The sequence below is a fragment of the Psychrobacter cibarius genome (assembly GCF_904845955.1).
In the GTDB taxonomy this organism is placed as follows: domain Bacteria; phylum Pseudomonadota; class Gammaproteobacteria; order Pseudomonadales; family Moraxellaceae; genus Psychrobacter; species Psychrobacter cibarius_B.
In genome coordinates this window covers 757,452-770,037 of sequence record NZ_CAJGYX010000001.1, presented here as the reverse complement: position 1 = coordinate 770,037, position 12,586 = coordinate 757,452, and the positions used below count along the sequence as shown (strand labels likewise).

13 protein-coding genes, 1 other RNA gene and 1 pseudogene are annotated in these 12,586 nt (G+C 41.4%); 14 read left to right on the top strand and 1 reads right to left on the bottom strand.

The features are described 5' to 3' along the window. The first annotated feature begins 58 nt into the window (after positions 1-58). The 14 genes and pseudogenes from ssrA to JMV76_RS02995 form a co-directional block, all read left to right on the top strand. Positions 59-436, top strand: a transfer-messenger RNA (tmRNA) gene (gene ssrA, locus JMV76_RS03060). 163 nt (positions 437-599) lie between these two features. Then, complete coding sequence (locus JMV76_RS03055; protein WP_201501566.1) at positions 600-1,841, top strand: tyrosine-type recombinase/integrase; 1,242 nt, start codon at positions 600-602, stop codon at positions 1,839-1,841. Positions 1,842-1,956: 115 nt separating this feature from the next. Next, positions 1,957-2,472: a hypothetical protein gene (locus JMV76_RS03050; RefSeq protein WP_201501565.1), complete on the top strand. Its 516-nt coding sequence runs from the start codon at positions 1,957-1,959 to the stop codon at positions 2,470-2,472. A gap of 46 nt (positions 2,473-2,518) precedes the next feature. Further along, complete coding sequence (locus JMV76_RS03045; RefSeq protein WP_201501564.1) at positions 2,519-3,349, top strand: IS5 family transposase; 831 nt, start codon at positions 2,519-2,521, stop codon at positions 3,347-3,349. A gap of 164 nt (positions 3,350-3,513) precedes the next feature. Then, complete coding sequence (locus tag JMV76_RS03040; protein WP_201501563.1) at positions 3,514-4,131, top strand: hypothetical protein; 618 nt, start codon at positions 3,514-3,516, stop codon at positions 4,129-4,131. A gap of 122 nt (positions 4,132-4,253) precedes the next feature. After that, positions 4,254-4,550 carry a helix-turn-helix transcriptional regulator gene (locus JMV76_RS03035; protein ID WP_227690042.1) on the top strand — a complete coding sequence of 99 codons (297 nt, stop codon included), beginning with the start codon at positions 4,254-4,256 and terminating at the stop codon, positions 4,548-4,550. 3 nt (positions 4,551-4,553) lie between these two features. Continuing rightward, entirely contained in the window at positions 4,554-4,808 is a 255-nt protein-coding gene (locus tag JMV76_RS03030) for a helix-turn-helix domain-containing protein (protein ID WP_201501562.1), read from the top strand. After that, positions 4,805-5,065, top strand: a complete 261-nt coding sequence (locus tag JMV76_RS03025; protein WP_201501561.1) for a hypothetical protein — start codon at positions 4,805-4,807, stop codon at positions 5,063-5,065. The genes JMV76_RS03030 and JMV76_RS03025 overlap by 4 nt, the downstream gene beginning before the upstream one ends. Beyond that, positions 5,058-5,630: a hypothetical protein gene (locus tag JMV76_RS03020; protein ID WP_201501560.1), complete on the top strand. Its 573-nt coding sequence runs from the start codon at positions 5,058-5,060 to the stop codon at positions 5,628-5,630. Before JMV76_RS03025 ends, JMV76_RS03020 begins: the two co-directional genes overlap by 8 nt. Beyond that, entirely contained in the window at positions 5,623-6,210 is a 588-nt protein-coding gene (locus JMV76_RS03015; protein WP_201501559.1) for a hypothetical protein, read from the top strand. Before JMV76_RS03020 ends, JMV76_RS03015 begins: the two co-directional genes overlap by 8 nt. 106 nt (positions 6,211-6,316) lie before the next feature. Beyond that, positions 6,317-8,437 carry a DUF3987 domain-containing protein gene (locus tag JMV76_RS03010; RefSeq protein WP_201501558.1) on the top strand — a complete coding sequence of 707 codons (2,121 nt, stop codon included), beginning with the start codon at positions 6,317-6,319 and terminating at the stop codon, positions 8,435-8,437. A 1,401-nt stretch (positions 8,438-9,838) separates the two neighbouring features. Beyond that, positions 9,839-10,240 (top strand): hypothetical protein, encoded by a 402-nt coding sequence (locus tag JMV76_RS03005; protein WP_201501557.1) that lies wholly within the window; start codon positions 9,839-9,841, stop codon positions 10,238-10,240. Between the two features lie 77 nt (positions 10,241-10,317). After that, the gene (locus JMV76_RS03000) at positions 10,318-10,758 is read left to right on the top strand and encodes a hypothetical protein (protein WP_201501556.1); all 441 of its coding nucleotides are present in this window, start codon (positions 10,318-10,320) and stop codon (positions 10,756-10,758) included. A gap of 592 nt (positions 10,759-11,350) precedes the next feature. After that, a pseudogene (locus JMV76_RS02995) lies at positions 11,351-11,638 on the top strand (IS3 family transposase); the annotation flags it as partial. A 136-nt stretch (positions 11,639-11,774) separates the two neighbouring features. Here the strand turns inward: JMV76_RS02995 and JMV76_RS02990 are convergent. After that, entirely contained in the window at positions 11,775-12,575 is an 801-nt protein-coding gene (locus JMV76_RS02990) for a hypothetical protein (protein WP_193216824.1), read from the bottom strand. Positions 12,576-12,586: the final 11 nt, after the last annotated feature.

Sequence of the window (12,586 nt, the reverse complement as noted above, 5' to 3'; positions counted from 1 at the left end):
TAGATATTATATATGTTGAAAGTCGACCTATAAGTCCTATATAATAGATGACCTTATTGGGGATGTTCTGGCTTCGACGCTGGTAATGAAACTCAATGATGCATGTCGAGAGTATATGTCCTCTCGTTAATCAAACATATATTGTTATAGTCGCAAACGACGAAAATTACGCTCTAGCAGCTTAAATCCTGTTTACATGGTTTAAACCTGTTTACTTAGTTGCTGATCACCTACAGTTAGTCAACTAAGTTGAAGCGTCCGCATGTAGGCTCGCCACAAGTGATTGTCTCAATCGCTTGGGTTCAAAAGTAGAGAATCGTCCAATCCATCCTGACTGTCGGATCGGTGCGGATTAAATCTAAAGACAGAAACTAAACATGTAGATTCATGAGCGTAATGCTGGCGGACGCGGGTTCAACTCCCGCCATCTCCACCAAACAACGATAAAGGGCTGACCGTCATAGACGATTAGCCCTTTATTTTGGGCGTTTTTCAAGGATTAAGGGTTATATAGGGGTATGGCGTCCCATATAGAATGTTGGTATTATTGTTGGTATTAGAGTTTATACACGCGCTCAATACCAACAAAGGATAGTCCAATGCCCTTAACTCATACCGTTATCAATAAGCTACAGCCCAGTAGCACCTCGATTGATACAAAGCGACCTGACAAACACAGTGATGGTAACGGGCTGCAATTATGGGTGCGTTATACGGGCGTTAAGTCATGGATCAGCGCCTACCGCTGGCAAGGTAAGCAGCAAACCCTGACTATTGGCACTTATCCAGTCATGAGCCTACAAAATGCACGCCAGCGCAATATTGAGATCAAACGCTTAATAGCTGATGGTGTGAACCCCAAAGATCATAAGAAAGAACAGCAAGCCAGCCAAGATGGTTTAAATGTTTTCGATAACATAGCCCAGTCATGGTATAGCGAGCGTAAAACCTACCTAGCAGAAAGCACCTTTTCCCGTAACTATTCCGCTTATATGCGCGATGTTAAGCCCTCTATTGGTCAAAAGAACATAAACGACATTACCGCACCTGACATATTGGCTATTGGTAAAGCAGTAGAGAGTCGCGGCGCTAATGAAATGGCAAGGCGTACCATTAGAGAAGTAGGGCAGATATTCAAACACGCCATACGCAATGGACTAGCCACACACAACCCAGCCACCGACCTAGCCGAAGCGATCAAGCCACACAAAACCGTCAATCATAGCCGTATCACTATCCAGCAATTACCTAAGCTACTCAAAGACATTGATGCTTATCAAGGTGATGTATTGGTGAAACTAGGCTTATGGTTTTTATGCTATACGTTTGTACGCACTAATGAATTGCGCTTTATGGAATGGCAGGACATAGATTTTAATCGCGGCTTATGGACTGTCCCAGCTGAAAAGATGAAAGCTAGGCGCTTGCATATCGTGCCACTAGCACCGCAAGCAGTAGCGATATTAAAGCAGATCAAAGAGCTAGGCTTTTCGGATCAGTATGTTTTCTTTAATACCTCAACCCGTAAGCCGTACAGTCAAAGCGCATTTATTAATGCCCTATGGAATATGGGTTATAAAGGCAAGATGACAGGGCACGGGTTTAGAGGGCTTGCCAGTACCACACTGCATGAAAAAGAGTTTATGCACGAAGCTATAGAGCTACAGCTGGCACATGATAGAGAAAACAAGATCAGTGCAGCTTATAACGGGGCGCAGCACTTGCCATATAGAATAGACATGATGCACCAATGGGCAAACTTCATTGATGATGCTTATGCTGGCAAATTGGATAACGTTATACATACCAGCTTTAGACAACAAAAACAAAAGCTAGGTTAAGACTTAGCACCAACTATGCAAGGCTAGGACTAATTACCCGAACGACAGCTATTCACACCCTTATGCTGTCACTGCCTTGCACCTACTTTGATTAAAGGGTGTAAGGGTGTGAATTGTGGATTTTTCAACAAAGCAATATCAAGAAATGCGAAAATATATCGATGTTATTGAATTTATACATTTAATTTCATACAGTACTAAACCGAACATCAAAATCGACCGTATAGCTGCATACCTCATAAATGAAGATTTCGATAAACAAGTAACGTCTTACTTTTCACATAAAGGTAAGAGTTATAGTAAAGACTTGCATAAAGATAATTTTGGTTTTGATCTTAATACTAGAGAATTTTTAACAAAATGCGACTCTATAAAATATGCAGTATCTAAATATTTCTTATTTAGAGAACTTGAAGAATTAGAAGCTGATTTTTACTATCTGTTAGAGGATTTAGAGTCTATTGAGTGTATCAAAAATTTAGAAATAGATTTTGATCGCCTTACCATTCAAAAAGCAGAGGACGCAGCTGTAGATTGGAATGAACAGATTGAAAAACCAATCCATAAAGTCTTAAGTGGAGTTTTTGACTCTCCTGAGACTCGTTATTTAGTAGACCTCTTGCAAAAGTAGTTTCAAGACTCAAAGACTATAACTGAACCCTAAATATTTAAAAGATATGCCAAATATAGCCAAACTACTTGAACAGAGCGATGCAGGTTTTAAACGTTATACTGGCATCCACAAAGCCACTTTTGAGAAAATGCTAGAAGCCATGCAAGAGCATGAAGCTTCCAAGACCAAATCAGGTCGTCCAAGTGAACTTAGCTTAGAGGCGCAGATTTTACTCGCACTGACCTATTGGCGTGAATACCGAACCCTTTATCATATTGGTGTGGACTTCAACGTTCATGAGTCCTCTGCCAGTCGCATTGTCAGAAGAGTAGAAGACATCCTTATCCACTCAGGCAGATTTGATTTGCCACGAAAACTGCCACACGGTAAGCCTGAGGATATCAATTGGTCAGCAGTCATCATTGATGCCACCGAAACGCCCATTGAACGGCCAAAAAACCAAAAACAGTACTACAGTGGAAAAAAGAAACAACATACCTTAAAAGCGCAAGTCATCGTACATTGGCAAACAGGACTGATATTGGATGTGCAAACCTGCAACGGTTCAGTACATGACTTTAGTCTTTATAAACAAACTTGTCCTGATTGGCTGCCTAAAAACACCAGCTATCTAGCAGACAGCGGTTATCAAGGTATAGCCAAGCTACACGATCAGACCTTTATTCCCTTTAAGAAACCAAAAGGCGGTGAGTTGCTAGCGCTTTGCAAACAGGCCAATCAATATTTGGCAAAATGTCGTATTCTGGTTGAGCATAAAATAGGGCTGATTAAGCTATTCAAAATTGTGGCTGAACGCTACCGTAATCGACGTCAACGTTATGATTTAAGAATGAAGCTGTTCGCAGGACTGGTAAATCTTGAGCTTAATATCTGACTTTTGCAAGAGGTCTAGTTTTAGGGAAACTATTTAAGCTAGATAGTTTTAGTATATTACAAGCAGCTTGTTTAATATCAGGATCAAAAGAAGAAGAGATCGAAAAATATCAAGATCACCTTGAATTTACTGAAGTGTTTTACGAATATATTAGCTATAAATTAATGCTTGAACTAGCAGTAAAAAACGATGAGCTAAGCCTTGATGATAATAATTTCATTGCATCTATTGATCTAAAAGAATACTTATTCAAAGCTGGCTATATCATCAAGGGCTTTAACGACTGGCTTGCTATAGAACCAGCTAAGCCTTTAATTGATAACAAACCTAGTGAGCAGTTAGAAAATAGCGGTAATGAGTTAAAAGAAGCAGAGGAAAAAATAGCAGAACTTGAAAACCAACTAGCACAAGCTAAAGCCGAACTAGCATACAAGCCAGCCGATAACGTCATACAATCAAATACTGATATACAGAACCTAAAGAAAGCAGCTATCAAACAATTTAATAGAAGCCTAGCTACGGTATTGATTGACCTAGATTACCAAACCAAATTAAGGAAAGGCGATATAGTCAACTTTATAATGCCTTACATGAAAGAATTAGCATTTGTACTTGCCGATGAAGATAAGAAAAAAGCGGATAACTTGACCGTAAGTTATAACACTTTATACGATAATCACTTACAAGGTTTAGAATTTAAGCAAGGCAGACAAAGCGATGATGATAAGAAAAAAGTAAATATTGATCTTTTATTTAAAAAACAATTACCCGTTACGGAATAAAAACCCCGTAAAAGCCCTTTTACAGCCCGTAAGCCCTCTATTTAGAGGGTTTTTTGTTGTCTATTCTATCCATATCGCAGTACACCGCAGCGATACAAATCACACGATATGGAGCAGTAGAAATGACACAGCAACAAGCCACCCAAAACACCCCAGTAATTCCCTTTACTGGTGTCACCTCGAACGACACTGAACCAACCACCGCAAACAGTCCAGCTATGCAACTGCCTACTACTGGCATGGGCAGAGCAAAGGATATACTTCCATTTTTGCCCTTTAGCAAAACCACCCTTTTTGAATGGTCTAAAGATGGACGTTTCCCAGCTGGCAGAAAGCTATCACCAACGATGACCGCATGGAGCTATGCAGACATTCACGAATGGCTTAATTCTCACACCTCAACCACTAGCGAGGTGTAACCCATGAATACACGGCAACCAAAAAAGAGCTATAAGCAGATTATCCATAATCACCTACTGGCAGGTAATAGCCTATCCACTTATGAAGCCTTTGATTTATGGCAAATCACATGCTTTTTACAGCGCATTAGTGAACTAAGGGCGCAAGGCGTGGTTATTCAAGATAAGACCATCAAGCGCAATGGTAAGACATTCAAAATCTACTGGATAGACACGCCAGCCGATGGCAATCATGAAGCTACAGGGGTGCAATCATGAGCCAATCAAACGACAGACTATTACAGATAGCGGACATGCTCGAGCATATCAACGAGCAGCTAATCTTATTATCAATTGATACCGAACATTACGCTATGGCATTGCAAGCCGTGCAGACAAACGACCCCGTATCTAAAGGCGTTATTCAAGCCGTCATCGCTGCATTGTTTAGGGACTCACTGTTTGCCACCGATGCAAGCGAACAGATGGACAGCGTTCTGTCAATGCCTGAAATGGAGGTTACGCGCTATGTGTGATAATCATACCAAAACCAATCTAAAAGCCCGTGACGGGGCACACAATCGCACACAGATACCCACCAACTGTGGGAATACTAAAAACAATCGCAATGAGCCACATAAGCGCGGCTTACTACTTAGCTTTATCATATTTATGGCATGGGTAGGAGGTATTGGCTTAGCACTGGCATTGATCGCTTGCCAGCCAGTACAAGCAAAACAGATTGCAAGTGATGATAACAGCGGTTACTATATAGACCTCTCAAATTCTACAAGCGGACAAGCCAGCCGTGACTTTTTGGCTTTTTTTGTGCCTGATAATAGCGCAGCCTCTCAAGCTGTCACTATGCCATCAAGCACTACCCTAAGAGCGCATTTAAGCGCATCAAGGGGGCATTCCCTCATATCTATAGCAAATCACTTGCTAACCGACTATGACGGGTTGACGCTGCAAAATAAAATAGCCGTAAGGCGAATATGCAGGGCGGTTTCTTGTAGAACCGAGAGTAAGACCCGTCACCCTATATCTTTACTGTATAGCGTGGCATTAACTCAAAAACTACAAGGAGGCTATCATGCCTAAATCAATCCGTACGACCTCAAACACTCAAACCACTACTAACAGCACACCAGCCACATTCAAGGCAGGTGACAGCGTTCTATGGGCAGCCGTAAGCAATGACACCTATAAGCTGCAACCCAGTAGCGACAAGCGCAGTAACCGCCTTGTTATCCGTCATGCAAATATAGAGTATTCTTTTGATACTGATGGACGTTCAAACCCTGATGATGCTTTACCGTCATTATTCCATGACACGCCAGCCAACCGCCAAGCGATAACAACGCTATACAGTGGCAACCAAACCAGCCAACGCACAGTAATAGACACCACCGAAGCAGACGATAAACAAGTGATTTTAATATCTGCTTTTGATTTATCGGACATTGCTTGTGATATTGATGGGGCAGCCACTGCCTTATATGATGTTGGACAGCTATTAGCACTCATGCACTATAACAAGATAGAAGCGCATACAGTGCCAGCACTGGCACGCCTCGCACATGATGCTACTGATACATGGGCAAGCCTACTATATGAGAAATTAGAGGGCATTAACGACACCCTAGCAATGACAGGTTACGGCAAGGAGGGCAGCCAATGAAACGCTACCCACCAAAGCAAAGCCGTAAGCACGCCAAACGCAAAAGCTACTATAAAAAATATAGAGCAGCGCGTAAGCCGAACCAGTCACAAGCAAGGGGGACTAGATGACTACCACACCACAAACCGCCGCCCATGAAAAAGCCCGTGCATTCAGCACAGGCTTAGACATGATAAGTAGTTTTGATGCAGCCACACGGCAAGGGCTGGCAGATGACAATACACTACTAAACTTATATAACCTATGTGAGCAGTTAGGCATACAAGATAAGCTATTGCACCTTGATAGTGATATTACCATAACCACAGGCTTTGATACAGGATTGAGAGCGCCTACAGCTGGCACGATAGGGCTAGTAAAGAGCAATAACCAAGATGAACCCGTCACCCTTGCCAGCGTCACGCCTAATGGTAGTCAAAAGCCGTTAATCATTGACCGTATGCAGCCGTCTGCTTTAATCATTGGCACATTGGACGGCAACCGCGAACTAATAGCGATTGATGACACGCTTGAGAACGCTGTAATGCTTGCTCAATGCTTAATAAATGACAATGTTACGATACTGGTAAGCCTTGATAGTCTGCTATTCAATGGCATGGTAAAGCATTTTGCCGAAGTAGCGCCCGTTACTATCTTTACCACCATAGATAAGAAAGATAAGGTATGTAAGCCGCTGGCAGGTTGCAACGTCAAAGCGGTTATTACTGTTTTTGATGTACTGCTACAGCTAGATAATCATTCTACTTATGCAGATATTCTTGCCGATGACGATACAACCATCATTGGCCTACAAGCTGAAATATGGGGCGAACCTGAACCTTTAGCCAATGACCCCAGCAAGCCGACACCATACCCAATAGAGGCGTTTAAAGGACTGCTAAAGCATGTTGTTCAAGCAATAGCGCACTACTCGCAAGTACCTGATGCAATGGCAGGGCAATGCGTTTTAGGGGCATTGGCACACATGGGGCAGCGGTTTATTGATGCACCGATGGGGCACAGTCACATGCCAACCAGCCTAATACTAATCACAGAGGGGGAAAGCGGTAGCGGTAAAACACAAGCGATGGGCTTAACTCACTTTAAAATCAAAGAGTATGAGCGCCAGCAATACAGCAACTACCTAGACGATATAGCAGCATGGGACAGCGAAAAGGCAGGGTTAAAAGGTAAAGAGTTAGCCCAGTTTTTAGAGGACAATCCAAAGCCCCAAAACCCTAAGACCTTGTTTGATGATGCCACTATTGAGCCGATACTCGATAGGTTTATCAGTGGAGAGATGAATAACGCATCATGGACAACAGACGAAGCAGGGCAATTTTTTAATGGTCATACCATGACAGGTGACACCGCTGGCAGCGCCTTATCAGCACTCACTAAGTTATGGAGTGATGGCGAAGTATCACGTTTAAGATCGCAAAAGTCTGCCTATGCCACACCGCAAACCGATGCCCACAGCGTCCGCATGACGCTACTGCTACAAGGTCAACGGGTAGTATTAGAGCAAGCATTAACCGACCCCTTGATGAATGGGCAAGGATTTTTAGCCCGTGCATTGATTGCTTGCCCACCTGACTTGCGCGGTCATCGAGTATGGGACGATGCTAAGCGCCGCAATGATAGTCCCTATGATAATCCCCACTTAATAGAATACTGGTCACGCTGTAACGCCTTACTTGATCCATTGCCAGCCAATGAGCCTACAACAGCACAAGGGCAGCCCCAGCGCATCAAAATGCAATGGGCAGACGGGGCAGAACAAGTATTTTGCAGTCACATGCAGAGTATAGAGAACCGCCAAGCCAACGGGCAGACATTAGAATATCTAAAAGCGTATGCCTCACGCATGGCAGAAAATGCGAGCCGCATAGCCTCGTTAATGGCGTTCTTTGATGGGCGCAAGGTAATTACCATTGACGACATAACGCGCGCTTTTATGTTGGTTGAGTATTCCACAGCCGAACGCTTGCGCTACCTTGATGCAACGCCTACAGGTGAGCAGAACGACAGTGAGAAGTTAAGCAGCTGGCTAGTGGATAAAGCGAGGGGTAAAAATCCGCCTATGTTAAATCGTACTGATGCTTACAATGGCGCACCTAAGCCAATGCGTAAAAATAACAAGGTGCTGCAAAACGAGTTAGATAATTTAGAAAGTATGGGGCACATAAGACAGATGGAGGACGGTAAAAAGAAAGTGATTTATATTAACCCTAAGTTATTTATATAAGCGTGCGTACCTGAAAACGTGCCTTTTTTGCCTAAACAGCCCTTAGCCCATACAGCTAGGGGCTTTTGCTTAGTAAAGGCATTTGCCTAACCGTGCCTTTTTTGCCTAAATCATACTAAAAACATGCTCATTTAGGCACAATAAAGGCAATTTAGGCACGCTTAGGACGGGGGCATTACTAACTTAATGCTATGCGCGGTAAGGCTTACAAGCTATTTAGGCAGTTTAGGCACGTTTTCTTAGGTATAAAGTGAAATTGGTAGGCGTTTATCGTCTGCCTTTTTTTATGGACTGCAAAAACCTAAGGGAAACCTAAGGTTAGGCGCTCAATACTCACTTGCAAATCATGGGCAGCATGTTGTCATTTGTTTATATTCAAAACAGTTTGCCGACTGCCAGCATGTTAAGTTATGTTAAGGTTTAAAACTAAATAAGTGGTACTCACTCGACAGACCAAGCCCTTTTTATAGTGTAAAGAAACTAAGGTTTCCCTAAGGTTTTAGATAAGTCCAGTTTTGGACGTATCGCATTCAAAGGGTAGTTTCTTAACAAGTACGAGCATGAGAAAAACGGTAAGGTTACGGTTAGTTTTCGGACACGTTAGAACCTCACATTCATTTCATTACTGGCAGCACCTACCACCCCATGATTGCCACAAGGTTAGAACCGTATAAAACCGTACATTCAAAACCGATTAATACAGCCACCGACTTGACAGAACTTAACATTTTGCACAGCCAAAAACCTGATAAAACCTTACATTCAAAACCAAATCACACGCCGCCCCAATATGACAAAACTTGACATTTTGTAAGGCAGCCACCCATCATTGCTAGTATCACAAAGCCATACAGCATAAGGACTTAGCTAATTAACGGACAAGTATCGCGCGCGCACGCGAGGCAAGCAACAATGACAGAGGTTTTCATACATTATAAAAAGGAGTTCTTCGAGTCCACAAAGGGGTATTTTTCGGACTGTTTTAAAAGGACTGGGGTAATTTTCGGACATCGTAGAGGGTAGTTTTTGGAGTCCATAAAAAGGGACTGTTTTCGGACTGTTCTAAATCGACTAAGGGTAATTTTGCGAGTCCATAAAAGGGACTTTATGCACAGGTATCGTAAGGGACTTTTCGGACACCGTAAGAGGGCTAAAAATGTATTGTTGGACACGTTAGGGCTAGTTTATGGAACAGTACGCGCACGGGGCATATTTTGCCCATGATTGGTAGTTTCTTAACAGGTATCGAGGGGCTGCATAAGGGACTTTTTGGACAAGTATCGTAGGCGCATGATTTACAGCGGTCAGTAGTAGGTTAAAGTCATGTTAAAAAATCAAAGCACACCTTTTGTCAGTCATGCTAAGGTATAGTTTATTGAATGAACACCAGTAGGCGAATAGATGAACAAATTAATCCCTATGATCTTACTATCACTGACAGCTTGCCAGCCTATAGACAATACAGTTAATGATACTGATGATGTTATAGAGGTTACTGATATTTATTGGTCAAGTTATGGCAATGTTGAGCCATACCCGTTTACTACTAAGTATGGTCACATTGCTTGCAGCTTGAACGAAGTAACATATTATCCTGATGATACGATCAATGATGAGTCGCAAGTAGGCTTACCACTGAACAAACTGGCTCAGAAAAGACAAGATGAAATTGGTATGAAGCCAACCGTATCAAACGCTATCAAGCCTAATGCTGATTTATCCGAAGTTATTAGAATGGGGCTAGATAGGTGCAAGCAGACAAAGGCGCGGTTAGAGAAATTTAGATCAGAAAGCGGTATGTAGAAAAATCAAATTTGCCCAATGATTTAGATAACTTATATAGTGATCGTGTTTGAACTAACTTTAAGGTAGTAAATATCATGAGATTATTAAACCAATTATCCACATTCCTATCAGGCATTATAGTTTTAACAGTTTGTTCTTTGGGAGTAGCAAGTGCCAATAATGAATATGCCATGGTTGCAGCCGAACCATCTAGTGCAGAAGCATACGCAAAAGCACAAGCAGCAGGAAAAGTAGCTAGGGCAGAAGCATACGCAAAAGCACAAGCAGCAGGAAAAGTAGCTAGGGCAGAAGCATACGCGAAAGCAGACGCAGCTATTGCAAAAGCAAACGCAGCCATTGCAAAAGCAGAAATAGCTAGGACAGAAGAAAAAGCAGCTAGGGTAAAAGTAGAAGCAGCTAGGGCAGAAGCGTACGCAAAAGCACTCGCAGCTTGGGCACAGTCCAGTGCAGAAGCAAAAGCAGATAGGGCGGTATCATTCAAGAGGCTTGAGCTGAAGGAATTAAGCACACATTGAGCGACATCTTATGCAGCGGTGCCAGCGACCTTATGCAAGTATGCAAGCAATAAGAAAGCGTTTGAATTGGCATGAAAACCCTAAAAGCATGCGCTATAAAAGGAGTAAGTGCGAGTTCATGCAAAGAAAACGCACACATTTAAGCGCCATTATTGAGCGCGTGCAGTCATTAGCAAAACAACCCCATGAAAGAAAGTTGCAATTAGAAAAAATTATTCCTAAGTTGCTGGCACGTTCAATATATTGTTAATACTACGATCAATTACAAAATAATCTTTAGTTGATAGAGTGGAGATTGAATAACAGCAAAATCAAAAACGATTGTTGGTATTATGGTTGGTATTGTCTTATTTTGAATGATGGATATTTATTTAAATCAATGCTTTACGTCTATAGTTTAGTTTCCGCCATCTCCACCAAATATTAAAAATCCGATCACTTAATGTGGTCGGATTTTTTTTGGTTTGGTTTTAATGCGCTTGGCGTAGAATATTGGTATGTTTATCGAGGTGAAATATCATTCACTATTCAATAGTGATAACTAGAAAAGTCTATTATCAAGTCTATATATACGGTTTTTTCGGCATAACTCAGTCATGCCTACTACAAGATCATCAAACCGCATCATTTCAAAGGCTCAATGAGTGGTGAAGGCAACTGTTTCGACAACGCACCCATAGAAAGCTTATCGGGTGAGGAGCACTGCTCCGCAAGGAATAATGAACTTGTATATCATCAGGACTATAAAACAAGGTTTACAGCAGTCAACGATATCACACAATATATCGAGCTGTACCAAAACCAAACAAGAGTTTAAAAGAGTTTAGGCTATAAATCGCCAAGACAGGTGTGGTTTGACTATTATCGTCAAGCTGCGTAACTAAATATCCTAAGTTTAACCGTACGGATTTGAAGGCAGGGGTAGGGTGCGTATGGAATAGTGGCTTCTATATAAGACTAGTTATACTATACAACTTTGATACTTATATCAGAATATAGTTAAGCATCTCTATTAATTATTTTAAATTTTTAAAATATATCTCATTTCCATTTGCACATTCATAGTAGAAGTGATAACCAGCAGCCATGTCTTGCTTTAATAACTGATCCACTGTTTTCTCATAATTTTTTATATAGTCGTTACAGTCAACCTTATACCCATTTTCTGTAGGCAAAAATTTGATAGTTTCATGAGTAGATATTTTGCTACCTTCTAATAGGCTACCTATTTCTAGCAAACCAGACTGATTAGCTAAAGTATTAAGTTTATTGTTTAGGTTATCATCGTCGTATCTGCCCATGTAGTCTGAACCCATGACTTGTTCAATAGACTCTATTTCAAAAGATAAGTCTACTGCATTGATTTCTTTCATTTGTGACCAAGAGCCGACTGCTCTTAAATCTTCATCTAAAAATTGTAAACTGTAAAGGTAGTAAGCATTATCCTTAACTAATAAGTAGTACGTAGCCCCATTTGAACCCTGATTTCGAGATAGATAGTACTTCCCATCGATTTTTTCATGATTCAAGTTTTTACAGTCTTTTTGTGAACTACATTTCTTGTGAGAAAAGTAGATACCTGCTGGAATACTACTATCTGTATCTGTATCTGTATCTGTATCTGTATCTGTATCTGTATCTGTATCTGTATCTGTATCTGTATCTGTATCTGTATCTGAAGATGATTGAGTAGTATTCGTCTCTAACTTTGAGTTTATGTCATTGTCATTATGGATATCGGTTACAGAAAGCTGAGCAGTAGTATCACTACAAGCTTGTAGAGCTAACATAACCAATAAGACTAGTGTTTTTTTCATAAAATATAACT

What these genes read in the sequence shown, in the direction of transcription:
- JMV76_RS03040 (WP_201501563.1), top strand. Translation starts at nt 3,514, where the DNA reads ATGCTTGAACTAGCAGTAAAAAACGATGAGCTAAGCCTTGATGATAAT.
- JMV76_RS03020 (WP_201501560.1), top strand. Translation starts at nt 5,058, where the DNA reads ATGTGTGATAATCATACCAAAACCAATCTAAAAGCCCGTGACGGGGCA.
- JMV76_RS03005 (WP_201501557.1), top strand. Translation starts at nt 9,839, where the DNA reads ATGAACAAATTAATCCCTATGATCTTACTATCACTGACAGCTTGCCAG.
- JMV76_RS03025 (WP_201501561.1), top strand. Translation starts at nt 4,805, where the DNA reads ATGAGCCAATCAAACGACAGACTATTACAGATAGCGGACATGCTCGAG.
- JMV76_RS03015 (WP_201501559.1), top strand. Translation starts at nt 5,623, where the DNA reads ATGCCTAAATCAATCCGTACGACCTCAAACACTCAAACCACTACTAAC.
- JMV76_RS03055 (WP_201501566.1), top strand. Translation starts at nt 600, where the DNA reads ATGCCCTTAACTCATACCGTTATCAATAAGCTACAGCCCAGTAGCACC.
- JMV76_RS03030 (WP_201501562.1), top strand. Translation starts at nt 4,554, where the DNA reads ATGAATACACGGCAACCAAAAAAGAGCTATAAGCAGATTATCCATAAT.
- JMV76_RS03045 (WP_201501564.1), top strand. Translation starts at nt 2,519, where the DNA reads ATGCCAAATATAGCCAAACTACTTGAACAGAGCGATGCAGGTTTTAAA.
- JMV76_RS03000 (WP_201501556.1), top strand. Translation starts at nt 10,318, where the DNA reads ATGAGATTATTAAACCAATTATCCACATTCCTATCAGGCATTATAGTT.
- JMV76_RS03035 (WP_227690042.1), top strand. Translation starts at nt 4,254, where the DNA reads ATGACACAGCAACAAGCCACCCAAAACACCCCAGTAATTCCCTTTACT.
- JMV76_RS02990 (WP_193216824.1), bottom strand. Translation starts at nt 12,575, where the DNA reads ATGAAAAAAACACTAGTCTTATTGGTTATGTTAGCTCTACAAGCTTGT.
- JMV76_RS03010 (WP_201501558.1), top strand. Translation starts at nt 6,317, where the DNA reads ATGACTACCACACCACAAACCGCCGCCCATGAAAAAGCCCGTGCATTC.